The 26,309-nt window shown below is 36.2% G+C and carries 29 protein-coding genes; 4 read left to right on the forward strand and 25 right to left on the reverse strand.

Going from position 1 to position 26,309, the window contains the following annotated elements; translation table 11 throughout:
* Positions 1-32: 32 nt before the first annotated feature.
* The 3 genes from AC6CHV_RS11145 to AC6CHV_RS11155 form a co-directional block, all read right to left on the reverse strand.
* Complete coding sequence (locus AC6CHV_RS11145; RefSeq protein WP_121448944.1) at positions 33-434, reverse strand: YppG family protein; 402 nt, start codon at positions 432-434, stop codon at positions 33-35.
* 105 nt (positions 435-539) lie between these two features.
* Complete coding sequence (locus AC6CHV_RS11150; RefSeq protein ID WP_341331073.1) at positions 540-908, reverse strand: YppE family protein; 369 nt, start codon at positions 906-908, stop codon at positions 540-542.
* Between the two features lie 29 nt (positions 909-937).
* Positions 938-1,198: a hypothetical protein gene (locus AC6CHV_RS11155; RefSeq protein ID WP_341331072.1), complete on the reverse strand. Its 261-nt coding sequence runs from the start codon at positions 1,196-1,198 to the stop codon at positions 938-940.
* Positions 1,199-1,401: 203 nt separating this feature from the next.
* Here AC6CHV_RS11155 and AC6CHV_RS11160 point away from each other — a divergent pair, with 203 nt between their 5' ends.
* Entirely contained in the window at positions 1,402-1,506 is a 105-nt protein-coding gene (locus AC6CHV_RS11160; protein ID WP_494776435.1) for a hypothetical protein, read from the forward strand.
* 21 nt (positions 1,507-1,527) lie between these two features.
* On the opposite strand, the gene AC6CHV_RS11165 is transcribed toward AC6CHV_RS11160, so the two are convergent.
* On the reverse strand, positions 1,528-2,559 hold the full coding sequence (locus AC6CHV_RS11165; protein WP_498078921.1) for a DUF2515 family protein: 1,032 nt from the start codon (positions 2,557-2,559) through the stop codon (positions 1,528-1,530).
* A 189-nt stretch (positions 2,560-2,748) separates the two neighbouring features.
* On the opposite strand from AC6CHV_RS11165, the gene recU reads away from it, so the two are divergent.
* Positions 2,749-3,351 (forward strand): Holliday junction resolvase RecU, encoded by a 603-nt coding sequence (gene recU, locus AC6CHV_RS11170; RefSeq protein ID WP_341331071.1) that lies wholly within the window; start codon positions 2,749-2,751, stop codon positions 3,349-3,351.
* Positions 3,352-3,428: 77 nt separating this feature from the next.
* Positions 3,429-5,960 (forward strand): PBP1A family penicillin-binding protein, encoded by a 2,532-nt coding sequence (locus AC6CHV_RS11175; protein WP_498078922.1) that lies wholly within the window; start codon positions 3,429-3,431, stop codon positions 5,958-5,960.
* A 29-nt stretch (positions 5,961-5,989) separates the two neighbouring features.
* Here the strand turns inward: AC6CHV_RS11175 and AC6CHV_RS11180 are convergent, their stop codons facing one another.
* From AC6CHV_RS11180 to AC6CHV_RS11265, 18 genes are all read right to left on the reverse strand, one after another.
* Positions 5,990-6,343: a YpoC family protein gene (locus tag AC6CHV_RS11180; RefSeq protein ID WP_498078923.1), complete on the reverse strand. Its 354-nt coding sequence runs from the start codon at positions 6,341-6,343 to the stop codon at positions 5,990-5,992.
* Entirely contained in the window at positions 6,336-6,995 is a 660-nt protein-coding gene (gene nth / locus AC6CHV_RS11185) for an endonuclease III (RefSeq protein ID WP_099362757.1), read from the reverse strand. The genes AC6CHV_RS11180 and nth overlap by 8 nt, the downstream gene beginning before the upstream one ends.
* 23 nt (positions 6,996-7,018) lie before the next feature.
* Entirely contained in the window at positions 7,019-7,729 is a 711-nt protein-coding gene (locus tag AC6CHV_RS11190; RefSeq protein ID WP_440274300.1) for a DnaD domain protein, read from the reverse strand.
* A gap of 132 nt (positions 7,730-7,861) precedes the next feature.
* Complete coding sequence (gene asnS / locus AC6CHV_RS11195; RefSeq protein ID WP_341331066.1) at positions 7,862-9,154, reverse strand: asparagine--tRNA ligase; 1,293 nt, start codon at positions 9,152-9,154, stop codon at positions 7,862-7,864.
* A gap of 165 nt (positions 9,155-9,319) precedes the next feature.
* Complete coding sequence (locus AC6CHV_RS11200) at positions 9,320-10,504, reverse strand: pyridoxal phosphate-dependent aminotransferase (RefSeq protein WP_341331065.1); 1,185 nt, start codon at positions 10,502-10,504, stop codon at positions 9,320-9,322.
* 17 nt (positions 10,505-10,521) lie between these two features.
* A complete protein-coding gene (locus tag AC6CHV_RS11205; RefSeq protein ID WP_341331064.1) occupies positions 10,522-10,995 on the reverse strand; it encodes a cell wall elongation regulator TseB-like domain-containing protein in 474 nt (157 codons plus the stop codon).
* Between the two features lie 14 nt (positions 10,996-11,009).
* A complete protein-coding gene (locus AC6CHV_RS11210) occupies positions 11,010-11,180 on the reverse strand; it encodes a DUF4264 family protein (RefSeq protein ID WP_121448954.1) in 171 nt (56 codons plus the stop codon).
* Between the two features lie 213 nt (positions 11,181-11,393).
* Positions 11,394-12,248, reverse strand: coding sequence for a ComEC/Rec2 family competence protein (locus tag AC6CHV_RS11215; RefSeq protein ID WP_498078924.1), 855 nt, complete (start codon positions 12,246-12,248; stop codon positions 11,394-11,396).
* Between the two features lie 25 nt (positions 12,249-12,273).
* Entirely contained in the window at positions 12,274-15,042 is a 2,769-nt protein-coding gene (gene dinG, locus AC6CHV_RS11220; protein WP_498078925.1) for an ATP-dependent DNA helicase DinG, read from the reverse strand.
* A gap of 61 nt (positions 15,043-15,103) precedes the next feature.
* The gene (panD, locus tag AC6CHV_RS11225) at positions 15,104-15,487 is read right to left on the reverse strand and encodes an aspartate 1-decarboxylase (RefSeq protein ID WP_498078926.1); all 384 of its coding nucleotides are present in this window, start codon (positions 15,485-15,487) and stop codon (positions 15,104-15,106) included.
* 312 nt (positions 15,488-15,799) lie between these two features.
* On the reverse strand, positions 15,800-16,645 hold the full coding sequence (gene panC, locus AC6CHV_RS11230; RefSeq protein WP_440274305.1) for a pantoate--beta-alanine ligase: 846 nt from the start codon (positions 16,643-16,645) through the stop codon (positions 15,800-15,802).
* A gap of 2 nt (positions 16,646-16,647) precedes the next feature.
* Positions 16,648-17,481, reverse strand: a complete 834-nt coding sequence (gene panB / locus AC6CHV_RS11235; RefSeq protein ID WP_341331060.1) for a 3-methyl-2-oxobutanoate hydroxymethyltransferase — start codon at positions 17,479-17,481, stop codon at positions 16,648-16,650.
* A 435-nt stretch (positions 17,482-17,916) separates the two neighbouring features.
* A complete protein-coding gene (locus tag AC6CHV_RS11240; RefSeq protein ID WP_121448960.1) occupies positions 17,917-18,915 on the reverse strand; it encodes a biotin--[acetyl-CoA-carboxylase] ligase in 999 nt (332 codons plus the stop codon).
* Positions 18,888-20,072 (reverse strand): CCA tRNA nucleotidyltransferase, encoded by a 1,185-nt coding sequence (locus tag AC6CHV_RS11245; protein WP_498078927.1) that lies wholly within the window; start codon positions 20,070-20,072, stop codon positions 18,888-18,890. The genes AC6CHV_RS11240 and AC6CHV_RS11245 overlap by 28 nt, the downstream gene beginning before the upstream one ends.
* A gap of 15 nt (positions 20,073-20,087) precedes the next feature.
* Positions 20,088-21,221: an N-acetyl-alpha-D-glucosaminyl L-malate synthase BshA gene (bshA, locus tag AC6CHV_RS11250; RefSeq protein WP_440274307.1), complete on the reverse strand. Its 1,134-nt coding sequence runs from the start codon at positions 21,219-21,221 to the stop codon at positions 20,088-20,090.
* 50 nt (positions 21,222-21,271) lie between these two features.
* Complete coding sequence (gene mgsA, locus AC6CHV_RS11255; RefSeq protein WP_099362743.1) at positions 21,272-21,691, reverse strand: methylglyoxal synthase; 420 nt, start codon at positions 21,689-21,691, stop codon at positions 21,272-21,274.
* Positions 21,692-21,705: 14 nt separating this feature from the next.
* Positions 21,706-22,506, reverse strand: a complete 801-nt coding sequence (gene dapB, locus AC6CHV_RS11260; protein ID WP_121448963.1) for a 4-hydroxy-tetrahydrodipicolinate reductase — start codon at positions 22,504-22,506, stop codon at positions 21,706-21,708.
* A 13-nt stretch (positions 22,507-22,519) separates the two neighbouring features.
* The gene (locus AC6CHV_RS11265; protein WP_121448964.1) at positions 22,520-22,855 is read right to left on the reverse strand and encodes a MazG nucleotide pyrophosphohydrolase domain-containing protein; all 336 of its coding nucleotides are present in this window, start codon (positions 22,853-22,855) and stop codon (positions 22,520-22,522) included.
* A 149-nt stretch (positions 22,856-23,004) separates the two neighbouring features.
* Here AC6CHV_RS11265 and AC6CHV_RS11270 point away from each other — a divergent pair, with 149 nt between their 5' ends.
* Positions 23,005-23,871, forward strand: coding sequence for a YitT family protein (locus AC6CHV_RS11270; RefSeq protein ID WP_440272508.1), 867 nt, complete (start codon positions 23,005-23,007; stop codon positions 23,869-23,871).
* Between the two features lie 40 nt (positions 23,872-23,911).
* Here the strand turns inward: AC6CHV_RS11270 and AC6CHV_RS11275 are convergent, their stop codons facing one another.
* From AC6CHV_RS11275 to lhaT, 3 genes are all read right to left on the reverse strand, one after another.
* The gene (locus AC6CHV_RS11275; RefSeq protein ID WP_121448966.1) at positions 23,912-24,589 is read right to left on the reverse strand and encodes a zinc metallopeptidase; all 678 of its coding nucleotides are present in this window, start codon (positions 24,587-24,589) and stop codon (positions 23,912-23,914) included.
* 118 nt (positions 24,590-24,707) lie between these two features.
* Positions 24,708-25,508 (reverse strand): sporulation protein YpjB, encoded by an 801-nt coding sequence (gene ypjB, locus AC6CHV_RS11280; protein ID WP_440272509.1) that lies wholly within the window; start codon positions 25,506-25,508, stop codon positions 24,708-24,710.
* 144 nt (positions 25,509-25,652) lie between these two features.
* A complete protein-coding gene (lhaT, locus tag AC6CHV_RS11285; RefSeq protein WP_341331056.1) occupies positions 25,653-26,243 on the reverse strand; it encodes a lipoprotein heptaprenylglyceryl N-acetyltransferase LhaT in 591 nt (196 codons plus the stop codon).
* Positions 26,244-26,309 lie beyond the last annotated feature (66 nt).

Consider the following 26,309-nt stretch of genomic DNA (forward strand, 5'->3'; position numbering starts at 1 on the left):
AATAGTGACAGCTTTCTTTTATTTGTTCAAATCTACACTTTAAATGTTTTCGTTAAGCCTTTCACAATTGAATTAACTTGGTTCACTGCCCCTACCATTTGCCCTGCTGTATCCATCATTTTATTGATATCATAGGTCCCATCCTTTTTCTTAAATTGATTTAGGATGCCCCCAGCCCCTTTCGCCTTTATTTGATCTGAACCAGTTAAGTTAGGGGTAGGATAAGGATTTAAATAAGGTGTCTGATATCCGTATGGAGAATAACCAGGATAATTGTTCATATTATAGTGCATATAGGTTGGAGGATTGTATTGATTCCAATTCGATTGGTACCCTCCTCCGTAAAATTGCTGATAAGTAGGTTGCCCCAAATAAGGCCACGAATTACCATAAGGTCTAGCAGCATATTTGTTCCTGCGAAAATTTTGATACATGTGGAACAAACCTCCTGTGATGTTCTTTTACTATAGATTATGTAAAAGTTGGGTTAGATGTTCAAAAAAAGATACCATGATATCAAGGTATCTTTAAAGGAGGGTTTATTGTTTTGGTTTTATAGCCCTTACAAGGATGTTATCTAGTACAAATTGAACCGATTCATACATATTTTTAAAACGTTTAACTTTTGTATCTTGATAAAAACTTTGGATGGAGATATGTTGGATATTTTCATGTGTAGCATCAATCTGATTAGGATGAAGATTTTTCGGAAACTCTTTATTAATCCATGCAGTCGCCAATTCTCTCCAACTATCTGCTATTTCCATTGTAGAATCTACAAAAGGTTTTACTTCTTTATAAAAATCCACTTCATAGGATTCACTTGTTTTAACATCCTCTAATCGTTTAATGGATTGGTCACAGAGATCCTTTAAAATATTCGTCTTCGCCAATAGTTCCGTGTACATTCTCTCACCTCAACATCTATCTTACCGTTTTAATAGCTTAATGTTAAGTGATAAGAATGTTCCTTTCCGGTTTGCGGTGATTGTTCTGATTTTTGATTAAGAAATGTCTTTTGTAAGGAAATGAGATCATTTTCAAGCCCTTTAATTTGAATCAATTTCAGATCTTTCCCTTCATCAATACACAAATCTACTTCTGCCTGAATTTGCTTATCAATCGTGTTTAATGAATTAAGCAATTGATCAATATCCCCAAGAACATGCGCTTTCGTCGTAAGTTCACCCTTCAACATATCCATCCTCCTATTCGGTCTTTTTTTAGTTAATTCGATGCCGAAATTGTTCCTCCTGCACACTTGACAAAACTAGTTTTTATTCGTCAAAGAAAGTGGTATTACTCCAACAACTTTCTCTATTTTCGACAATGGTTTCCTAACATTTTTAAGAATGTTATCTTTGAAAGATGCTCACACTACGAGTAGGAGGTGAAAATCCTATGGCAAAGCAAAATAAGAAGAAAAATAATCAAGAACGTAATGAAGAGAAAGCACCTGGTTATGGAGACAAAAAACTAGAAGGACCAGATAGACCATCAACATAATATACATACAAAGGCTGACTGTCAGCCTTTGTTTTTTAATAACAGTTCTTCTAGTATGATTCCTGCTTGTACTTGCTTCTGTTTCTTTAAGAACCATTTTGTAAGGTCAAATTGGTCTCCTAACTCAACTTCCGCAAACCATTTAGCTTTTCTCTCCCCTTTATACCAATCTAATGTCTTGCCTTTGTGGTGTTGGATAATCGGATAGGTAGTTCGTAAAAATGGTGTATTACGAAATCTTCGCTCATCTATATACCTTTCATAATCATATCTAGAGCCTGTATGCTCTACAACGTTAGAAAACTGTATAAAATATTTATAATAGTCCTTATGAAATAAAAGGGATGCAAGCTTTTTACCAAGTTCAATTCTATTATCTAGTTTTGTAAATTTATGAACGGAAAATCCAAATAATCTTCCATCCAATGTTGGATAAATGACTGAACTAAAGTGCAGAAAGTCCTGAAGATTATAAAAGAAACTTTGAAAAACCTTCCTTTTTAGTAATGGATGTTCTATTACAGGCTTTTGAATGATATTCTGTTCATTAATGATTTGGGCTGTTACCAAACGACCACGATTACCAAATCGCCAAAAAAACTCCCATTCTGCCTCGACAAATTTGGATACCGAAAACATTTTTAGCATGTGAAACAAAGGCTTCCCTATTTTTTTCGAATACTCGTAAATCAAGAGTTGTGGAAATGCATCTGAAAAAATGAGCCAGTTTGCGCGTTCATATGTATTAAATAAAGTTCTTCTCTCTTTTTCAGTTAGAATTCTCGGGATCCATTCCCCTTCTAAATCGGTCATATTCCAACCAGCATTCCGTGATACTTGACTTGCTAAAAATGACCATTGTATCTCTGTATTTTTTTTATAGTAAGTTGCATAACTTTTCGTCCGTGAAATATTATCAATATTCCCTTTTGCTGTTTTTGATTGAATATCCAGAAGTATTTCTCTTTCTTCTATCGTTAAATTATGTTCCTGGTTTCTTCGAATATCTACCATCGTTTCTATTTCTAGTATATCGGTTTGTTTTTTACTCATTCTTTTCACACCTCTTACCATAGTGTGTCCATCCTAGCGTACAACACGCCCCCAAAAGTATATTTTCAGGCGAATAGTATGGTATAGTGATATGTAATCCTTCTTGGCCTCACCCTAATTGTTAACAATTTCGTTAAACTATTTCTGAGAAGTTTTTGGTATAATAGGTGTCTTAAGGGGGATGGGAGTATGGAGTTTCGTTATCCAAATGGGAAAGTATATAAGCCCCAACAAGTAAAAAACAAACCACATCTCAAGCAAAAAATATACGGGAATCGTGGAATGACACTTGAAGAAGATCTCAACGAAACAAATCAATTTTATTTGGAGCAGGAAATTGCAGTTATTCATAAAAAACCAACACCTGTACAAATCGTAAATGTCGATTATCCGAAAAGAAGTGCAGCAGTCATAAAGGAAGCCTATTTTAAACAAGCATCAACCACGGACTATAATGGTATATACAAAGGCCGATATATTGATTTTGAAGCGAAGGAAACGAAAAATAAAACCTCTTTTCCGCTTCAAAACTTTCACGAGCACCAAATAAAGCATATGTCTGATTGTTTAAAACAAAATGGGATTTGCTTTGTAATTCTTCGATTTACAACAATAGATGAAATGTATTTACTTGAGGCAAAGCACTTACTAACCTTCTGGAATCGAAAAATGGCTGATGGAAGAAAATCAATAACAAAAAAAGAAGTAGAAACCTATGGCCATCCATTATCTATTGGATTTAGGCCAAGAATTGATTATATTAAAATTATTAATCAACTCTATTTTGAATAGTAAAAAGCTAGAAATGAAACATTTTGCAATTCAAAAACGTCAATATGTATGAATGCATTTGAAAGGCAGGAAATAGTATGTCTGAAAAATATAAAACACGTGAAGAACGTCGACATGCGAATCAAAAAAAGAAGACACCAAAAAAAGCAAAGGGTTCGTTATTTAAGCGAATTATACTTATTGTCCTATTAATAGGAATAATAGGAATGGTAGCCGGGGCTACGACATTCTTCGTAATGGCAAGTGGAGCTCCACCATTAGATGAATCCTTATTAAAGGATCCACTTTCATCAAAAGTTTATGATAAGGATGGCAACAAAATTTATGAATTTGGCGCAGAAAAACGGACCTACGTCCCTCTTAATCAAATACCAGAGGATCTAAAGAATGCGGTAATAGCAGTCGAGGATGCACGTTTCTATGAGCACCACGGCTTGGATGTGATTCGTCTTGGTGGCGCCGTTGTCGCAAATATTACTGATGGTTTTGGCTCTGAAGGAGCGAGTACCATTTCACAACAGGTAATAAAGAACTCCTTCTTCGAAGAAGGGCAAAAAAAGCTTACGAGAAAAGCACAGGAGCTATGGCTTGCATTTCAATTAGAACGAAAGTACTCAAAAGATGAAATACTTGAAATGTACCTTAACAAAATCTACTACGGGGTCGGTAACACATATGGTGTATCCAAGGCTGCTGAAAAATATTTTAATAAGTCACTAGATGAACTTGAGCTGCATGAATCAGCCTTTATTGCTGGATTAGGGCAAAACCCAGGGATCTATAACCCTTTTGTTCATCCAGAAGCAGCAGAAAAGCGCCGTAATATTGTATTAAACCTAATGGTTAGGCATGAATTTATTTCGAAAGATGAAGCAGAAGCTGCTAAAAAGGTTCCGATTGAATCATCTATAGTAGAATCAAACGAACAATCATCTCCAATCGATTCTTTCATGGACCAAGTAAAAATCGAGCTTAAAGAATATGATGATATCGATGTTTATAATGCAGGTGTAAAAATCTATACAACCTTTGACCCTAAAGCACAAGAACATGTCGATTCATTATTAGCAAATGAAGATCCTGATGTTCAATTTCCAAATGAAGAGTTCCAAGCTGGAATCGCGATAGTGGATACAAAAACAGGTGAAATTAGAGCATTAGGCGGCGGAAGAAACCAAGCCGAAAATAACCGCAGAAACTTTGCACTTGAATCCGAAAACCAACCGGGTTCAACGATTAAACCTATTTTAGACTATGGCCCTGCTATTGAATATTTAAAATGGTCAACCTATCAGCAAATTAAAGATGAACCGTACACCTATTCAGATGGTGTGCCAATCAATAACTTTGACAGAAAACATATGGGACAAATATCTGCAAGAGTTGCTTTAGCCCACTCAAGGAATATCCCAGCACTTAAGGCATTCCAAGAAGTAGGCGTAACCAAAGTTACCGAATTTGCAGAACGTCTTGGAATTACATTTGATGAGAGAATTAATGAGGCATATTCAATCGGTGGGATGTCAGGCGGTATCTCTCCTCTTGAAATGGCAGGTGCTTATGCAGCATTCGGAAATCAAGGAAACTTTATCAAACCACATGCGGTTGACAAGATTGTTTTTCCGGATGGAAGAGAAGTAACTCTTGCTCCAGAGCCTGAAGAAGCAATGTCGGAAGCAACAGCGTTTATGATTACGGACATGCTAAAATCTGTAATGGATTTTGGTTCCGGAAGTAGATATGATGTTTCTGGATTACAAATTGCTGGTAAAACAGGAACAACCAACTATTCCGCAGATGATATGAAAAAATATAATATTTCATCGGGTGTCCCAGATGTATGGTTCAGCGGCTACACACCTAGCCATACGGTAGCCATTTGGACGGGATATAAAAATAATCGTGAACCTATTAAACCGGCTGAACAGAACCTAGCATTAAAATTATTTAGAAACATCATTACTAATCTTTCTGAAGGAAAAGAAGCAGAGGATTTTGTAATGCCAAAATCAGTCGTTAAAGTCGGAGTTGAAAAAGGATCAAATCCTGCAAAACTTCCAAGTGATTTTACGCCAAAAGACCAAATTGTTTATGAATATTTCATAAAAGGAACTGAACCAACGCAAGTGTCTGAGAAATATGACAAACTTAACCCACCTTCTAACCTTGATGTGCAGTATGACCAAGTAACAAATCAAATCAATCTATCTTGGGCATATACTGAAGGTGAGCTTGATGGTAATAGCTTTGAGATTGGTGTTTCAATTGACGAAGGACCTGCTAAGGTTCTTACAACGACTAAGGAATTAAGCTATACAATTCCTGATGCTATTCCAGGAGCGATCTACAAATTTACAGTTACAGCTGTAAATGATGATAATCCTAAAAAACGCAGTGATCCTGCATCAAATACCATTAATGTTCCGGAACCAGAGGAAGAAGAAATTGAAATTCCACTCCCTCCTGTAACTCCACCAGGTAATGAAAATGGTGGAAACGAAGGTGATAATGGTGGCGATGGTGAAGGTCATGGCAACGGTGAAGGCGAAGGTATTGGTGAAGGAGCGATCTTCCCACCTCTCCCACCTGGTAACGAAGACCGAGAATAAGTATAAAAAAATAACGCACTAAATGTGCGTTATTTTTTTTGCGTTTTAATTTTCATGATTGCATGAAGCTTTAGAAGTTCATGGTAAAGTTCGTTTAATTGTACAAATGAATGGTATTGATGAGGCTTTTTTAAAATAAATGATATCCGCTCCTCAAAATTAATCGGCTTATAATCAAATTCCTTGGAGTATTCAAGTATGTTTTCTGCACTCGAAAATTGCTTTTCATTTATTAAACATAAAAAGGTTAAAAAATCATCTACTGCTTCTTTCATCGGCTCAATAACCGTAGCTTTATCTCGATTTCGATAGCAGTAAGTTAGATGTTCTTTTCTTGTATCCCATTTTTCAATAATATCAGAAATACTCTTTTCATTATCCAACTTTTTCTTTCCCCTTCATGCGCTTTTTCCCTTCCCTACAAACCTCTAATAGCGGACATATTTCACATTGTGGATTTTGGGCTTTGCAATGGTATCTTCCGAAAAAAATCATTCGGTGATGGGTCACAGACCATTCTTCTTTAGGAACCTTTTTCATTAATGTTTTTTCAACTTCTAATACAGAATCTTTCCATCTACAAAATCCTAGTCGCTTACTTACTCTTTCTACATGAGTATCGACTGCAATTGCTGGAATACCAAAGGCTACTGAGACAACAACATTAGCCGTTTTTCTACCGACCCCAGGTAATTTTGTTAATTCATCACGGTCTTGTGGAAGTATGCCTCCATATTCTTCAATTAGCATCTGGCATAATTTACGAATGTTTTTTGCCTTGTTTCGAAAAAGACCAATGGAACGAATATCATTTTGAAGCTCCTCAAGAGAAACAGCTAAGTAATCCTCTGGTGTTTTGTATTTTTCAAAAAGAGAAGCTGTTACTTTATTAACTAATGCATCTGTACATTGAGCAGATAATGAAACAGCAATTACCAGTTCAAATGGATTCTTATGATTCAGCTCACAATGAGCCTCCGGGAACATCTCCCCCATTGTGTCTAGACAAAATTGAATTTGTTGTTTGTTTAGCATTTTTTATCACCTATTTTTTATCTTTAGCTCTCTAACCAATTATAAAAAGGGATTGTCCGTTTGTAATTTCCCTGTTGAGGTTGCTCAGATTGTTTTTGTTTATGTTGGTGTTGCCGGAACTTTTGAGAATGGTTCTGAGCCTGTTCAATGGTACGAATACCGTTCTTTTTCCATTCAAAGAGGATTCGATCAATATATCGGAAATTGAGCTTTCCAGACATAACTGCTTCTCGTAATGCTGCTTTTATAATGGATGGATCATGATGGTCTTGATCTAACCACATTGCTAAGGACTCACATTCAAATGGTGAGAGAGGTCGTCCAAATTCTTGTTCAAAAATACTATATAAGTCCTTTTCGTGTTGTTTTTCGATTTCTTTCTCTTCATTCATATTTTGTTGAACAAGATGTTGGAGCATTTTCTCCCATAATGGTCGTAAAGAGTATTTTTCGTAGATGATACGATTTTCATCATTTCCTTCATTTATTTCTAAATAACCACGTTGAATGAGCTGACGTAGAATTTCCATACATTTTTCTTCTGTAATTGTCATGCGATTTGAGATTTCAATTGGTGTAGGAAAGAAATTTCCACCATCCATAAAAGTTAGGATATGGAAAAGGACCATCATTTCCTCTTCATTAAGCTGTAGATGTCGATACGAGGACATTAACATTTTCGGAATTGAAATACTGCCTTGTTCGAATAAATCAACTAATTTATCCATTTTCATGTATAAACACCTCTTCATACCCTAGTATAACATGAGATTACGATTAGCAATAAGAAAGAAATATTTGGGTTGGATTTGTTCAAAAAATAAAAAAGAAACCCTCTTATTAAAGAAGGTCCCTACTATTGTTAATTATGGATATAGACGGTTTAATAAGCGTGGGAATGGGATTGTTTCACGAACATGCTCAACACCGCTAATCCATGCTACTGTTCGCTCTAAGCCTAATCCGAAGCCCGAATGTGGTACTGAACCATATTTACGTAATTCAAGGTACCATTGGTACGCTTCACTTGTTAATCCATGTTTTTCAAGCTGTTGTTTCATAAGGTCATAATCGTGAATTCTCTCTGATCCACCAATGATTTCGCCATATCCTTCAGGAGCAATTAAGTCCGCACATAACACCACATCATCACGATCAGGTGCTGGTTGCATATAAAAAGGCTTAATTCCCTTAGGATAATTCGTAATAAACACAGGTTTTTCATAGCTTTCGGCAATTGCAGTTTCATGTGGAGCACCAAAGTCATCGCCCCACTGTATGTCGTTAAAGCCTTTTTCATGTAAAAACTCAATAGCCTCATCATAAGAGATACGTGGGAATGGTGCTTGTATTTTTTCAAGTTTCGATACATCACGGCCTAATGTTTTCAGCTCTAATTGACAGTTTTTCAAGACAGATTGAACAATATGTGCAACATATTCTTCTTGTACTTTTAAGCTATCTTCATGTTCATAGAAGGCCATTTCCGGCTCAATCATCCAAAATTCGATTAAATGGCGTCTTGTTTTCGATTTTTCCGCTCGGAATGTTGGGCCGAAGGAAAATACTTTTCCTAAAGCCATCGCTGCAGCTTCCATATATAGTTGTCCACTTTGTGATAAATATGCATCTTCATCAAAGTATTTTGTTTGGAAGAGTTCAGTTGTTCCTTCAGGTGCACTTCCAGTTAATATCGGTGGATCAACTTTTGTGAAACCATTGTCATTGAAAAATTCGTAAGTTGCACGAATAATTTCATTACGGATTTTCATGACAGCATGCTGCCTCTTTGATCGAAGCCACAAGTGACGATTATCCATTAAGAATTCTGTTCCATGTTCTTTTGGCGTAATTGGGTAATCGACTGCTTCATGTATGACTTGAATATTTGTAACCGTTAGTTCATAACCAAAAGGTGATCTTTCGTCTTCCCTAACAACACCGGTTACATATAAAGATGTTTCTTGTGTGATTGATTTCGCCGTTTTAAAAACGTCCTCATCCACTTCCGCCTTTACAACGACACCTTGTATGAAGCCTGTCCCATCACGAAGTTGTAAAAAGGCAATCTTTCCACTTGATCGTTTATTCGCTAACCAAGCACCGATTGTAACCTCTTCTCCAACAAATTTATTAACTTCTGAAATAGTTGTTTTCACAATTGTCCCTCCAAAAATCAATCAAATGCGCATTGGCGTTATTATCGCCACTTATGTATAAATTCCTACTTTATTATACATATCTTGTCATAATGAAGCAAGAAATACCATGGGGATGGTTCAAGAGTGAATAAACTCCAATTGAACCATCCCCATATAAATTTTTTATTTCATCTTTTCCTCAACAAATTTACGAATACGATCAATCGCATTTTCAAGCTGTTCTAATGATGTAGCATAAGATAGACGAATGTTGTTTGGTGCACCAAAGCCAGACCCAGGTACAACAGCAACAAGTGCTTCTTCTAATAGTGCTTTTGCAAAATCATCTACATTATCATATCCTGTCAGTTCCGCACATTTTTTTGCATTCGGAAATAGATAGAAAGCCCCTTGTGGCTTTTTGCATGAAATTCCAGGAATACTTACTAACTTATCATAAATAACATCTAATCTTTGTTCAAAAGCCTGTCTCATTGTTTCTACAGGTTCTTGTGAACCTTCATAAGCAGCAATCGATGCATATTGTGCAATCGAAGTTGGATTAGAAACACTATGACTTGAAAGGTCTGTCATGCTTTTAATGATATCAACTGGACCCGCTGCATATCCAATTCTCCAACCTGTCATTGAATGTGATTTAGAAAGTCCATTGATAAGAATAGTTTTTGCTTTCACTTCTTCGCTTACCTGAGCTATTGAATAGTGAGTAGCACCAAAATACACGAGTTTTTCATATATTTCATCGGACACAATTAAGATATTATGCTCCACACATAATTCACCAATTGCTTTTAATTCCTCTTTTGAGTAAAGCATACCAGTTGGATTGCTTGGTGAATTTAATACTAAAGCAACTGTTTTATTTGTAATGGCTGCTTCCAGCTGGTCTACTGTGACTTTAAAATTATTCTCTTCTTTGCCTTCAACATACACTGGTACACCATCTGCGAGCTTTACCTGCTCGGGATAGCTAACCCAGTAAGGAGTAGGAATAATAACTTCGTCGTCTTTATTTAGAAGTACTTGGAATAAAGCATATAATACAAACTTTGCACCAGTTCCAACAATCACTTCATTTGGCTTATATTCTAATTGTTGATCTTTTAGAAGCTTTTTACAAATTGCTTGTTTTAACGAAGGCAATCCAGCAGAAGGTGTATATTTTGTATGCCCCTCTTTCATTGCTTTGATTGCAGCCTCGATTATGTGTTCAGGTGTATTAAAATCCGGTTCACCTGCACCAAGTCCAATTACATCATGTCCCGCTGCCTTCAATTCTTTTGCTTTTGCAGTAATTGCAAGTGTAGATGAAGGTGTTAATGCTGCTACTCTGTTTGCTAATTTCATGGTTTTCCCCCCACGTATTATGGTTTGATTGAATTGCGATATTTGCCAGTTTCAAAATACAATTTATGGTAGGTTAATCGATTATCACTACCTATATAAATAATTTCCCAAATCGGAATATTATCTTCAATCCCTAGTTTGACGGAACGAATTTCTTGTGGATCCCGTTCCCTTTTTAGTATAGTAATTGCTTCTTTTTCTGTGATTCCATCACGTTCAAATCGCGTTACTATTTTACCTTTTTTTTCTGGAATCCAAGCAATCACTTTTTCACCCTCATCATTTTTACCGATGACGACTTGATACGCTTTCGTTCCAAAATATGTATAACTATCATCAATTGTCTCAATTACTGTCTTCTCGAGCGCAATTTCATTTCCCTTCGATTGAGCATTATTGTATGGCTTCAATGCCGATTGATAAATGCCGATTCCTGTCCAAATTATAATAATAAGGAGAAGGACGAGTATCCATATGATCCATTTTTTCATTTTAATCAACTTCTTTACGTTCGATAAATTGTAAAAACTGCTTTATTTTGATCATCTTTATCGAGTGCCAATCCAAACATAAGATCCTCATGTTTTAAACTTCGATTTAACAAATCAACAATTTTATATAAATCAGGAGTATTTTGAATCTTAACAGTCGATAGAATTTCTATCTTACTTTCCAAGCAAGAGCTCTCCCTTCATTCATCACAAATTTTTCTACTCATACGATATCTCTCTAACGGCAACAATAGAAGTACTACAACATTACAGTTGAAGTTGTCTACACTAAGTTGCCTTACATCATTATAACAGGTGTATAACCATTCACAATATAATTTTTTAATAAAAAATTAACTCCTAATCCCATGCCTTTACCTGTCTTTGACAGGTCTTTTTTATTCTTGGTCTCCCTTTGGTTTAACACTTTTTAACGAAATGGGAAAAACTTCGTAATCGGTCTGTGTACATTTGATGGTGACACTGCCAAACTGTTTTGTATAGTAAATGTCGATCCAACTACTATTTAGTCTTTCTAACACATCTGAACTAGGAAGTGATCCTTTTTTATGAAAAATAATCGCAATTTGGGGATTTACATGATTCACAAATTTTTCTCCTGAACCCTTTGCATGGCCAAATTCCGGAACCTTTAAAATATTTGTTATGGGCAGCACTTTATTTGACAGCATTTGATGCTCTAATTCTGAATTAGCACTGGTCATAAAAAGAACCTGATGATTACCAAATCGGAATAATACATCCATACCAAGAGACTTCTCGCTTATGTGGTCTTCATGAATGACTTCAGCAGCTAGTAAAGAGCTTAGTTTATAGGTCTTTTGATTTTCCCACTTAACGATATTATTTTTGGAGTACTCTTGCTTATTATGTGCTCCCTGGATGATTTGTACATCTGAGAATTGTTGTATTAGCCAGTCTAAATTTGAAGTATATAATATGTCTTGTTTTGTAATAATAATGCCTGTTAATTTTTTCACTTCATAGACTTCAAGGTACTCCTTTAGTTCCTCTTTGGTTCCGTTCCCACCGGTATTCACTAGGAAAAACTCTCCATTTGGTATATGGATCAAACTTGCTTCACCATTTGATAGGTCTAAAAATGTAATCGCAATCTCATCTTCGGATAATTTAACATTAATTTTCTCTATATTAGTCCGCACATTTTCGCTTGTCCAGCCTGAAGTAAATAATGTTAAAAAAATGAATAAGATCAGATTAATATATTTCACAAATCAGCCTCCAAAGAATTAATATCTATAACCATTTTTCAACATATTCCATAAGCTCATGAAGAGGTTTTTGAATCAATTTCATTTGTGGAATTGATGAAACGAACTTTTTTCCATACCATGCTGTTATAATCCGACGATCTAAAATAAAGATTACCCCTTTATCTTTTTCAGATCGAATTAACCTTCCAATACCTTGTTTAAATCGAAGGATTGCTTCAGGTAAAGATAGTTCCTTAAAAGAATCTCCACCCTTTCCTTCAATTTCCTTTGTGCGAACAGCGAAAATTGGATCGTTTGGAGGAGTAAACGGCAGCCTGACGATAACAAGTGCGGTTAAATCTTCACCTGGGATATCTACACCCTCCCAAAAACTGCTTGTACCTAAAAGAATTGCCTTATCAAACGCCTGAAAATTCTTTGTTAATTTTGCCCGACTACCGCCACTTATACTCTGGGCAATTAACACAAACTCTTCAAGTTGCTGCATTCTTTTTAAATTCATATATGTTTTTTGGAGCATATCATGAGAAGTGAAAAGAACAAGCATACGTCCATTTGTTTTTTTGGCAATTTCAGCTATATGAACTGAAATCGAATCAACAAATTCATCCTGTGATACAGAATTGATTAGTGGAACAGTTGATGGAACCATCATCACTGCTTGACGTTCGTAATCAAATGGTGATGGTATTGTCAATGTAATGGGTTGAAAATCTGTCAAGCCAAGCTTCTTAATAATATAGGAAAATGAATCATCCACTGTTAATGTTGCAGAAGTCATAATCACACTTTTCTTAAAAGTAAAAAAGTGGTCAGCGAGATATTCAGAAACATCTGTGGGTTCCACAAATAAGGTTGCCGAATTTACAGGCCCCTTTGGATCGATTTCAATCCAAACCATTTGATTTTCCAAACCGTCATAAAAACTCTCGATAATAGCACATTTTTCAAATAATAAATTGAAACATAATAGATAATCATTAAATAAACCTAATTGCAATGGTGTTAGCATTGACTTATTTTGAATAATTAGCTCGTTTTGGTATTGAATCATTGTAGAAAGTTCTTTCTTTGAAATACTCAACTTTGTCAGTTGTTCCATCGCTTCTTGCCAATACTCACCTGATTCATTATTTCGATCTACTACATATTGAATCCGATTCGTTTGGTTTTCATTCGATTGTTTTGATAATGCATGACTACGTATCATCCGGAAAAATTCATTAACGGATGCTCTCATGTCCTTTAAAAGTTGGTTCACTCGTTCAAATGAGTCTGAATTGTATCCAATCCGTTCCACTATTTTTGATGATTTCTTAAGTAAATCGTTTGTTTCGAATAGACCAATCCTTGTCAGAACAGAGTGAATCATTAAGTAATGAATATGAAATCCTACCTGCCGCTTTGCAAGGGTTTCAAAATGATGGGCTTCATCCATAATCAAATAGTCGTAAGAAGGGAGAATTTCAAAGTCATAGCTCAGATCCTGTAATAACAAAGCATGATTTGTAATCAATATATCCGCTTTTTCAGCAGATTCCCTTGCTTTTTTATAAAAACTTCTTGACTCCCAGATTGTATCTTCAAATCCGTGATTTTCATATGTGCTTTTCACACGATCCCATAAAAGCTTGCCACCTGAAGGCAAATTAATTTCGTCAATGTCTCCTGTTTCGGTCTCAGTTAACCATACTAATATTTGAGCCTTAGCTAAGACCTCATCATAGTTTTCACTGTCCTCATAAAGTATTTGTTCAAACCTTCTTAATGAGAGATAATTCCCTCTTCCTTTTAATAGTGCAACTTCGAAATCAAACGAAAGGATTTCACGCAATTTCGCGACATCCCTCTCAAATAATTGTTGCTGAAGTTGAAGGGTATTTGTACTAATCATACAACGTCCCTTCTTTTTTGAGATATAAACTGCTGGAAGCAAGTATGCTAATGATTTCCCAATACCTGTACCTGCTTCGATAATTGCGTGTTGGTTTGTTTCAAGTGCATGGTGAATTGTTTGCACCATTTCTAGCTGTCCCTGTCGAAATGGAAAATCGTGAATCACTGAATGAAAAACCTCAGTATATGTATTACTTTTTGGGTTTGCTTTACCCTTTTGTTTTTTCTTTTTACGCAGAGCAAGTCCACGATAGATGTCAAATTTCGATTCACTCTTTGCGTGTTTGGATCTATCATCTATAATCTCTCGCAAAATTTCACGGATATCGCTTTTAAAATAATTGGAAAGGGTATAAAGCTTTTGAATTGTTACCAACGGCAGTTGCTCAATTTTATGTACTATTTTTAAGAGTATTTCTGCTGTTACTTCAGCATCACTATCAGCCTGATGTGGATTTTCATGTGTTAATGAAAGAGATTCTGCAAGCTGTCCAAGTTTATAGCTATCTGCCAATGGAAGCATTACTCTAGAAAGTTCAACCGTATCAATAGTAAGACATTGAAATTTCGTAAAACCGCACTGGGCTAATTCCTCCTGTAAAAAAGAATAGTCAAAAGGAACATTATGAGCAACAAAATAGGAATCCTTAAACATCGAAATAATTTCGGGTGCCACAATTGAAAAATCAGGGGCATTCGCAACAACTTCATTTGAAATACCAGTAAATTGCTCGATAAAAACTGGGATGTCTTGTTTCGGGTTTACAAAAGTTGCAAATCTTTCAATAATCTCTCCATCTTCAATGACAACAGCTGCAAACTGTATAATCTTATCACCCTTCTTTGGAGAATTCCCCGTAGTTTCCAAGTCCACAACCACAAAGCGTTTTTTCATTTAGTCCCACCTCCTAACACAAACGCCCCCAATATGGGGGCGTTGTTCTTATAAAGTTTTTTTATATTACAGTTGCAGCTGGTTCTTGAAAAAGTAATTCTTTAATTTGATTCTCTTCGTTCATTATTGCTACCCTAGGCTTATGTTCAGACAGTTTCTCTTCAGGTACAATTGCATATGAAATCACAATAATGACATCTCCCTCTTGTACAAGACGAGCAGCAGCTCCATTTAAACAAAAAACTCCGCTTCCTCTCTCACCAGGGATAATATATGTTTCAAGTCGAGCCCCATTGTTATTATTTACAATTTGAACTTTTTCATTAGCAACCATTCCGACTGCGTCTAATATATCTTCATCAATAGTAATACTACCTACATAATTTAAGTTTGCTTCTGTGACACGTGCTCTGTGTATTTTTGCATTCATCATTGTACGGAACATGATGCTCCCCCTTGAATCAAAAGATTTCAAAATGTGGTTCAAAAAGTACGGTGAAAATGACACATCGGTATACGATCTTCGACTAACTACCGACACGTCCTGTGTCGAACGTCGAAGTCACTACATCCTGTAGAAGCTCGTTGGTTTGTTTTTCCGTTCCTTGGAAAAGAAAACCCGCTTTTCCGGCGTGCGAAGCGGAATCAATATAAGAAACATTCCTTGTGCTCACGTATACACAACATACGTTCCGCTACTCAAAACTTCACCGCCTCGAACTTCTTGGTCCTTTTCATCCTCCTTTTGAACTCGTTTTTATACATCAAAAGTTATATTATCAATAAGTCTGACTTTTGTAAACTTGACAGCGATCGCAATAATGATTTTTCCAGTTAGCTCCGAAAGCTCGTCAAGCTCTGGGTAACTGTATATTTCTACATAATCGATTTCACCAGATGTATGTTTTGTAAGATGGTTCATGATTAATTCTTCAACTACCCTTGGGTTGCGTTGGCCATTCTCGATAGCTGTTTTAGCCATTTGAAGACCTTCATATAATCTCGTAGCTTCTGCCCTCTCCTTGGCAGTTAAATTTACATTACGCGAGCTTTTTGCTAGCCCATCCTCTTCTCGGACAATTTCCACCGGAACAAGCGTAATCGGGAAATTAAGATCAGTAATTAATCCATCCACCACAGCTACCTGTTGAGCATCCTTTAACCCGAAATACGCTCGGTCTGGCTGAACAATATTAAATAATTTGATTAATACTGTTGCAACTCCGTCAAAATGTCCATTTCTTTTTCTACCACATAACACATCTATTCTAGATTGAACATTTGCAGTCAGTGACATTTTGGTTGGGTACATATCTTCTGTACTTGGGTGAAATAAAATATCAACACCATTGTTTTCTGCGAGTTTGCTATCTCTTTCAAAATCACGCGGATAGGATTCAAAATCTTCATTCGGACCAAATTGAAGAGGGTTTACAAATATACTTACTGCTAATACATCATTTTCGCTTCTTGCCTTATTCATTAATGTTAAATGACCTTCATGAAGGTACCCCATTGTTGGTACAAATCCAACCTTTTTTCCTTCCAGCTTTAAGGTCTTGATATGTTGCTGCATTTCCTTGATCGATGTTACAATTTTCATGTTCATTTTCCCCCATAAAGGCTTGCAAGCTCTTCTTCTTTCATTGTGTATGAATGTTTTTCATCAGGGAATGACTTGGTTTTAACCTCAGTAATGTAATCTTGGATTCCTTGTTTAATCTGGTTATTAACTGAAGCATATTGCTTCACGAATTTTGGAACACGATCGACGCCATATGAAACCACATCATGGAAAACAAGAACTTGACCATCTGTACCATTTCCAGCCCCAATTCCAATAGTAGGAATTGAAATGCTGTTTGTAATTTCTTCACCTAATTGTCTAGGAACACATTCTAAAACTAAAGCAATCGCACCTGCTTTTTCCACTTTTTTGGCATCCTCAATTAGCTGTCTAGCACTTTCTGCATCTTTTCCTTGTACCTTATAACCACCTAAGACACCAACAGCTTGTGGGGTTAATCCTAAATGCGCTACTACAGGAATTCCTGCTTCAGTTAATGCTGAAATCGTGTAAATGACATCATTTGACCCTTCGATTTTAACTGCATGTGCCCCCGATTCTTGAATAATTCGAGCAGCATTCTTCAAGGCATCAGATCGTGAGACATGATAAGACATGAATGGCATATCCGTTACAATATAAGTATCCTTTGCACCACGTTTTACGGCCTTCGTATGATGAATCATATCATCAACCGTTACTGGAATAGTAGAATCATAGCCTAATACAACCATACCTAATGAATCACCTACAAGGATCATGTCGACCCCTGCTTCCTCTGCAAGTTTTGCAGATGGATAATCATAAGCTGTTAGCATTACAATTGGCTCTTTCTTCTGCTTCATTTTTAAAAATTCTGTTGTTTGTTTCATCATTTTTCCTCCTTTTGGCTTTTAAAGCTCGCCTTGCTTAAGGCTGTCCTCGAGTCCTTAAAAAGAGGAGATGAAAAACCGATTCGTGGACGTTTTTTATTAACTTTATTCAGTAGAGACTGCATAAAGTTAATGCCTCCGGCGGATGCCACAATTTTTCAAAGGAAATTTTTCGAGACACCATCGAAAAAAATTGGGCACAAATACGCCAAGGCGTATTTGATTACGAAGTAAAAAATCCTTCTTTCAATAAAGAGAAAGAAGGATTAAACATGAATGTTTTCGGTAAATTTCATCCCTCTGTCCCAGTCCAATGGATCAAGGCAGAATATAATTGTAAATGACATTGGTAAAACTTAAGTCACTGGTGCAGTTCCGACAGGATACCACCCATTACTTTGAATTATATAAAAGATTCAATATTATTTCTACACTTTATTTTTCAGGAATCTCAATATCCGCTGAATAGATATGGTGCAATTTTCCGGACGCATCCTCTAGAAGTAATACACCTTCGTCATTGATTCCAATTGCTTTACCTTCAATTGAACCTGAAAGTGTTCTTGCAACAATTCTCTTGCCGATACTTGTTGCATAGCTCTCCCATAATAACTTCACAGCCTTGAAGCCATGTTGTAAATATTCCTTATACAGTTTTTCAATTTTAAATAAAATTACCTGAACGAGCTTCGCGCGATCAATTTTTTCTCCTTTTTCAATTGCAAGTGAGCTTGCAATTGAATGTAAGCTTTCAGGAAAATGATTCAATTCTTGATTTACATTAATGCCAATTCCAATAATAACTGAATTAATCCGGTCTGTCTCTGCCTGAAGTTCAGTTAGAATACCAACAATCTTTTTATGATTGATTAATATGTCATTTGGCCATTTTATATCAGGCTCTAACCCTGTTACTTCTTGGATCGCTTGGACTACACCTACTGCCGCCAAAAGTGTTAATTGCGGAGCTTGTGAAGGTGGAATTTGTGGTCTTAGTATCATGCTCATCCAGATTCCTGTATGCTTTGGTGAATACCAGGACCTGTCAAGTCTTCCTCGACCAGTTGTTTGTTCTTCAGCCACGACAAGTGTGCCCTCAACTACACCATCATACGATAGCCGGTGTGCTATTTTTTGCGTTGAGGTGAGTGATTCTTCAAAATGAATATTTCTTCCAAGAAACTCGGTTTCCAGACCCAATTGAATTTCGTTGCCGCTAATTTTATCTGGTTTCGTGATTATACGATAACCAAGTTTTCTAACTGCCTCTAATTCATACCCTTCGTTTCGTAAATCTTCAATATGCTTCCAAACGGCAGTACGTGAGCACCCAAGTTGCTCACTAATTTTTTGACCAGAAATAAATTCTCCGTTAGCATTAGAGAAGACCTCTAACAATCTTTTTCTTATTTCTGATTGCACGATAGAAGCCACTCCTTTATTTTTACCTTGTTATTTACCACTTCGTTTTCAAGTATTCCATCTTCTACTTTAATATAGAGATCTGAAATCCATTTACCTGGTTTTTGATTATACCAATTTAATAAATCCTCACCCGTAATATCTAATTCTGATCGCTGCTTAATAGGCAGCTTTTCATATTCTTTTGATGGTGATGTTTCTTGTCCAAATCCAAGCACATTTAAAATTCTCTCAACTTGTTGGACACATTTCGCTCCTGAATCATATAATAGCCGATTGTTCCAACCAGTTTGAAAGACATTTTGTATACAAGCTACATTTTTTACAACTTGATCCACAACTTTATTCGGAAGCTTCCATTGCCTTAAAAACGACTTAAGATCCTCTTTAGACAACAAATAACTAACAAGTGTCCAATACTCAGATCTGTCTTGCAATTGATTCCATTTATATGCAGGGAAGTTTTTCAACCCTTGTATTTCATCTTCTAATCCTGGTATGTACTGAAATAATCTTGTCTCAATTAAAATTGGAAATGCAGCCTGACAACTCAGACCAGAAAGTAATTTTTCAAATTCGATAGTAATCCGTTCAACTGAAATTTTTTTTAATAAATATGCATTTTCCATGATCGCAGATTGAGTTTTTTCACAAAGTAAAAAGGACAACTGACTTAAAAATCGAACGGCCCTCATCATCCTTAGCGCATCTTCACGAAAACGTTCAGTCGGATTACCAACTGTTTGGATTACTTTCTTTTCTATCGCTTTCCTTCCATCAAAAGGGTCGATAATATCTCCATTAATCGTCATCGCAATCGCGTTCATTGTAAAGTCTCTTCTTTTTAAATCTTCATGTAGGGAAGTAACAAATTCCACATGTGAAGGTCGACGGTAATCCTCATAACCTTCTTCCGTTCTAAATGTTGTCACCTCAAATTGTTCACCATCGTGTAAAACGATTACGGTGCCATGAACGGCTCCGACATCAATCGTTTTTGGAAATAAATCGATGATTTGCCCTGGTAATGCCGAGGTTGCAATATCGATATCACCGATTGGACGATGAAGGAGAAAATCACGAACAGAACCACCAACAAAATAAGCTTCGTAGCCATTATTATGTAATGTTGTAAGAATTGCTTTGGCTTTTACAAAAGATTCATCCATCGTCGTGAGCCCCTATCAACGTTTATTCGAAAGTATTGAATAATATAAATCCTCATAGTTACTGACAATTCGTTCAGAATTAAACTTTTGTTGGACAGATTTAATTGCCTGATTTGACATCTTTTGATGTAACTCAATATCAGATAGCAGGTTAATTGCCTTATTTGCAATATCTTTAATATCACCTAGTTCACAAATATAGCCATCTACACCATCTTCAATGACTTCTGGAATTCCACCAACATTTGTACCGATTGTCGGAACTCCACATGCCATTGCTTCAATGAGAACGAGTCCAAAGCTTTCTTTTTCAGATAATAGTAGCTTTAAGTCACTGATTGAATACAGTTCAGCAAGGTTCTCCTGTTTTCCTAGGAGAAGGACTTTATCATCAAGGCCTAATTCATCAATTAATTTGCAGGCTGTTGTTAGCTCCGGCCCATCGCCAACTAATAACAGCTTTGATTTAACTTCTTTTTGAACGAGGTCAAATGCGCGGATAACGTCGGGTACACGTTTCACCTTACGGAAGTTGGAAACATGGATAATGACTCGCTCATCCTCTTCAATCCCATATTGACTTCGCAAATCATTCACATCTCGTTTGTAATAAATTTTCTCGTCTACAAAATTATAAATCGTCTTAATCTCTTTTTTGGGCTCGATTAACTCATACGTTTGATCCACAAGTGATTGTGAAACAGCTGTCACCGCATCAGATTGTTCAATTCCAAAGCGTATAAGTTCTGTTAAAGATGGATCATACCCGAGAACAGTAATATCTGTACCGTGAAGGGTCGTTACAATCTTTACATCACCGCCCACCATTTGCTTAGCTAAAAATGCACATGCTGCATGTGGAATCGCATAGTGCACATGAAGAAGGTCAAGATTTTCCCTCTTTGTCACTTCTGCCATTTTACTAGCTAATGCAAGGTCATACGGCGGATATTTAAAAACTGAATATTGATTGACTTCCACCTCATGAAAGTAAATATTTGTATAAATTTTGTTGAGACGAAATGGAAGACTTGAAGAAATAAAATGAATTTCATGTCCTTTTTCTGCAAGTAGCTTCCCTAACTCTGTTGCTACAATACCTGAACCGCCAACAGACGGGTAACAGGTAATCCCAATTTTCAGTTTCATTTACGAATCTCCCACTTCTTCATTAAATACACGTATGTGTATCTACTAACTTACAAATTATTTCCTTCTTGTCTATCACGGATTATTTCACGCCATGAGAAAAATCCTTGTTCAAGGCCATGAATAAGCACCTCAGCCGTTCCCATGTTTGTCGCTAAAGGTACAGAATATACATCGCATAATCTTATAAGTGCTGTTACATCTGGCTCATGTGGCTGTGCAGTAAGTGGGTCTCTAAAAAAGATTACCATGTCCATTTGATTGTTTGCGATCATCGCACCAATCTCCTGATCGCCACCTAATGGTCCGGATTGGAATCTGTGGATTTTTAACCCTGTAGCTTCAGAAACACGTGAACCTGTTGTACCTGTGGCAAACAATTCATGATCCTCTAAAATAGATTTATAAGCTGTAGAAAATTGAACAAGATCATTTTTCTTTTTATCGTGAGCAATTAATGCAATTTTCATCGTTATGTATCCCCTTATTCGATAATATTTTCCAATCCATAAACCAGTACATCGAGGTTCATTACAGTGTCAACCGATAATTTAACACCTGACATGAAAGAAGCCCGGTTGAAAGAATCATGGCGAATGGAAAGCATTTGTCCATTTCCGCCGAACAGTACCTCTTGATGTGCGACAAGTCCAGGTAAGCGGACACTATGTATACGAATTCCGTCATATTCAGCACCTCGAGCACCTTGAATGGTTTCTTTTTCATCAGGGTGTCCTTGTTTCTTTGATTCTCTAACAGTTGTTAGTAGTTCTGCCGTTTTCGCAGCTGTTCCAGATGGAGCATCGAGTTTTTGGTCATGGTGAAGCTCGATAATTTCCACATCCTGAAAATACTTGGCTGCCATTTGTGAGAATTTCATCATTAAAACTGCACCAACCGCAAAATTTGGAGCAATAATTGCACCTAATTTACGTTCCTCTGCAAGCACTGACAATCTTTCTAATTCCTCTTTTGTGAACCCTGTAGTGCCAACGACTGGCCGTACTCCATGTTCAATAGCAATCTCTGTGTGATATTTACCCGTTTCAGGTGTCGTTAAATCAATCAAAACGTCAGGGTTTGTTTCTTTAAACGCTTCCTTAATATCAGTAAAGATAGGTACGTTAACATTTGAAAATCCATCAATCTCATTTAGGGACATTCCATTGTATTTATGATCGATTACCCCTACTAAAGAAAAATTCTCAGTTTCCTGTACAAGCGTTACCGCTTCTTTTCCCATTCTGCCTCTTGGTCCAGCAATTACGATTTTAATGGTTTCCATTCTTTTATCTCCCCTATTCGTTAGTGTCAATACGAGTCCATCTATCTTTATCTCTTGTATTAAATTTATTCATAACAGTATTATGTGCGTCTTCAAGGTCAATGTTCAAGGAATTTGCAAGACAAATCAAAACAAATAACATGTCTCCTGTTTCTTCTGCCATGCTTTTTTCAGTTTCTGTATCCTTTTTAGGCTTTTCACCGTAATAGTGATTAACTTCTCTAGCAAGTTCACCCAATTCTTCTGTCAATCTTGCTAGTAATGCAAGAGGGCTGAAATATCCTTCTTTAAATTGGCTTATGTACTCATCTACTTCTTCTTGTAGCTGTTTCATTGTTTTATCTGCCATCTCTATCACCTCATGAAGTTTCTCTTCCTATGTTAGCTTAAAATATAGAGTTTTGACAAACTTTTCTTTTATATAACATGATTTGTCAGATATTTACCCATACTTTATAATAAAGTGGCAAATTATTACTATCTCGGGGGTAAATCATTTTGAAGTTAACGATCAAAAGTATCTTTTTTATATTATTAGGCTCTGCCATCTTTTCGTTTGGAATTGTACATTTCAATATGCAAAATAATCTTGCAGAAGGTGGATTTACTGGAATCACTCTTTTGCTCTATTTTCTATTTGAATTCGATCCATCTTATACGAACCTAATCTTAAATATTCCACTATTTATAATCGGGTGGAAGCTACTAGGCCGTGTTGCATTTTACTATACAATGATCGGTACTATTAGTGTTTCAATATTTTTGTGGTTATTTCAACGCTATCAGTTTGATATTCCACTTGATGGGGATTTAATGCTTGCAGCTCTATTTGCGGGTGTTTTCATTGGGGTTGGACTAGGGATTATATTCCGCTATGGAGGAACCACTGGAGGGGTAGACATTATAGCCAGGCTAGTTCGCAAATACGTGGGTTGGCCAATGGGAAGGACAATGTTTTTATTTGATGCTGTTGTTATCACGATTTCGCTTATTTTTTATCTATCTCATCGAGAGGCAATGTATACGTTACTGGCTGTGTTTATTGGGGCAAGAGTGATAGATTTTATGCAGGAAGGTGCGTATGCTGCTAAAGGTGCGATGATTATTTCAGAGCAGAACGATAAAATTGCAGAAAAGATTCTAAATGAAATGGAACGTGGTGTAACGATATTGAAGGGGATGGGGTCGTATACGAAACAAGAGAAGCATATCTTATATTGTGTTGTGGGTAGTAGAGAGGTTGGTCGCTTAAAACAGGTAATCATCTCTGTTGATCCACATGCCTTTGTTTCAGTTAGTGATGTCCATGATGTACTCGGTGAAGGTTTTACGCTAGATGAGAATAAAAAGCCAATAGAGCGATGAATTTAAAAAACCAGTTATCAAATTGATAACTGGCTTTTTATTATTCTTCTGATCGAGTCATTCCTGTATACATTAGGATTAATCTCAATAGTTCTAATACCGCTACTGCAGCTGCTGCAACGTATGTTAATGCCGCTGCATTCAAAACCTTTTTAGTTTCACGCTCTTCATCGTTTCGGATAACTCCTGCTGATACAATTTCATTCATTGCTCTCGATGAAGCATTGAATTCAACTGGTAGAGTTACAAGCTGGAATAATACTGCTGCAGCCATAAAGATAATTCCGTATAGCATTAAGCTTGGTATAGTAAAAATCATACCTGCTATAATTAAAATCCATGAAAAGTTTGAGCCAATGTTCGCTACCGGTACTAGTGCATGGCGGAAGCGAAGGAAAGCGTAGTTTTGTTGATCTTGAATTGCGTGTCCAACCTCATGGGCTGCAACTGCCGCACCCGCAATTGAATTCCCATAGTAATTGTTTGTTGATAGTCGAACGACTTTGGATCTTGGGTCATAATGGTCTGATAGTACACCAGGTGTTTCTTCGATTCTCACATCATATAGTCCATTTTGATCGAGTATTCTTCTTGCTACGTCTGCACCTGTCATTCCAGATGACGATGGGATTTGTGAATACTTCTTATATGCGCTTTTTACTTTTATTTGCGCATAAATTGGAATGATAATGATTAAAGCAAAATAAACAAAAATCATTTTTTTTCCTCCATACTTATAGTATAGTTTAATTTTAATTTGAGTAGGACCCAAAGTCAATTGACTTGCTTACAAAATTTAATCTCCTAAAAAACAAACAGCGGGTTATCTCCCACTGTTATCGCTGATCATAATCTCTTTGTTTTTGTCGCTTTTGTTTATCACCTTTATATTTTTTCCAACCAACATAAATTAATGTGAGAATAATGGCACCACCTGTTGATATCATTACCCAGATAAGTGATGGATCGGCTTCGTCCTCTTTCATGCGTTCAAATAAATTCTTCAGATCCATTTCCATTTGTTCAAGTTGCTGGATTCTTGTAGACGACTTAAGTTCTTCATTTCGGTACGTATCTAAAAATGCGATATGAGAATCAATTTTTTGAACATCCTCTGGCGTAATATCAACCGTAATACTCGGATGGATCATATCATATTTTGATAGAAAAATTGTTAGTTGATGATTAAAGTTTTCAGTATCTCCTTCTTCAACAGTTTCCTTCATTTGCCCAAAGGTCGTCATAATGGAATCTTCCATTTCAGTCCACATCGGCTGATGCTCTGATCTCATTGCATCAATTACCAAGCGGAATTGTGTAACAAGATTAATCCTTTCCTCAAAACTGAGTGAAGTTGAATTTACAGCTTCAAATGCTGAATTATGGGTCATTGTAATAATTCGAAGGTCATCCATTGAAAATGATTGTTCACGCTGATTCATTCGTAAAAATTCATTTGAAAAATGTGTTAATAATTGCTTGGCATCCTTGTATCTTTCTTGCTTCACCATTTGCAGTGCCTGATCTGAGATTTGATCGAGCTTATCCCAATTTTCTTCGTTGGAGGTGGCGTTTATGGATATAGGATTAATCATAACTATAAAGCAAATAATACATATAATTCGAAAAATTTTCATACTTGTCCCTCCTCAAACATCTAGTAAAATGTATGATAGATTGGACAAGAGTAGACCACTAATTTTACTTTATTCATCAATAGTTACGAACTTCTGGTGAATAAAGTAAAAAGCCTCCGGCAAAATACACCAAGGTGTATTTGATTAGTTTAACTCTAATTGATAACGCTCTTTTTTTATACAAAGCATATAGGTAATTAAAATTGACACCATACTTAACCAAAATGTGAAGTAGCCGATTTGAGGGATATATTGATCCAACACACTATACCTTGGCATCATGAAGAAAACATAATCAATTACATCATTATGTAAGGTCCATATAGCTGCAATTACTAAATGAACCGGCTTTATTCGATAATACGGAGCATATAATAGCCCTTGAATTGCCATTCCTAGGTGAGAAAAAATAAGCATATACCCATATATATTTAGGCCGTCCACAAAATAAGTAAGAATATTCATGACTACTGCCCAGATTCCATATTTAAAAAGGGTAACAATTGCTAACGCTTCAATAAGCGGCCAATTCTTCCTCAGTAAAAACGCGATTAACACAAAACAAAAAAACAAACTTGCTGTAGGGCTATCTGGAACAAAAATTAAAAATTTTGGAGGTGTGATGTCTAGTTGACTCTCATACCAGATATACCCATAAATCGTACCGGGTATGTTTATAAGTAAAAGAATCCAAAGCACCCAGCGCTGCCCCATTAAATATGTAATCCACTTCATCTTTGTACCAACTTTCCTATTTACTTATCTCAAGATTCTCTTAAAAACAGTCTCTTTGTCAAGTTA

The organism is Ferdinandcohnia sp. GQ5, assembly GCF_059759275.1.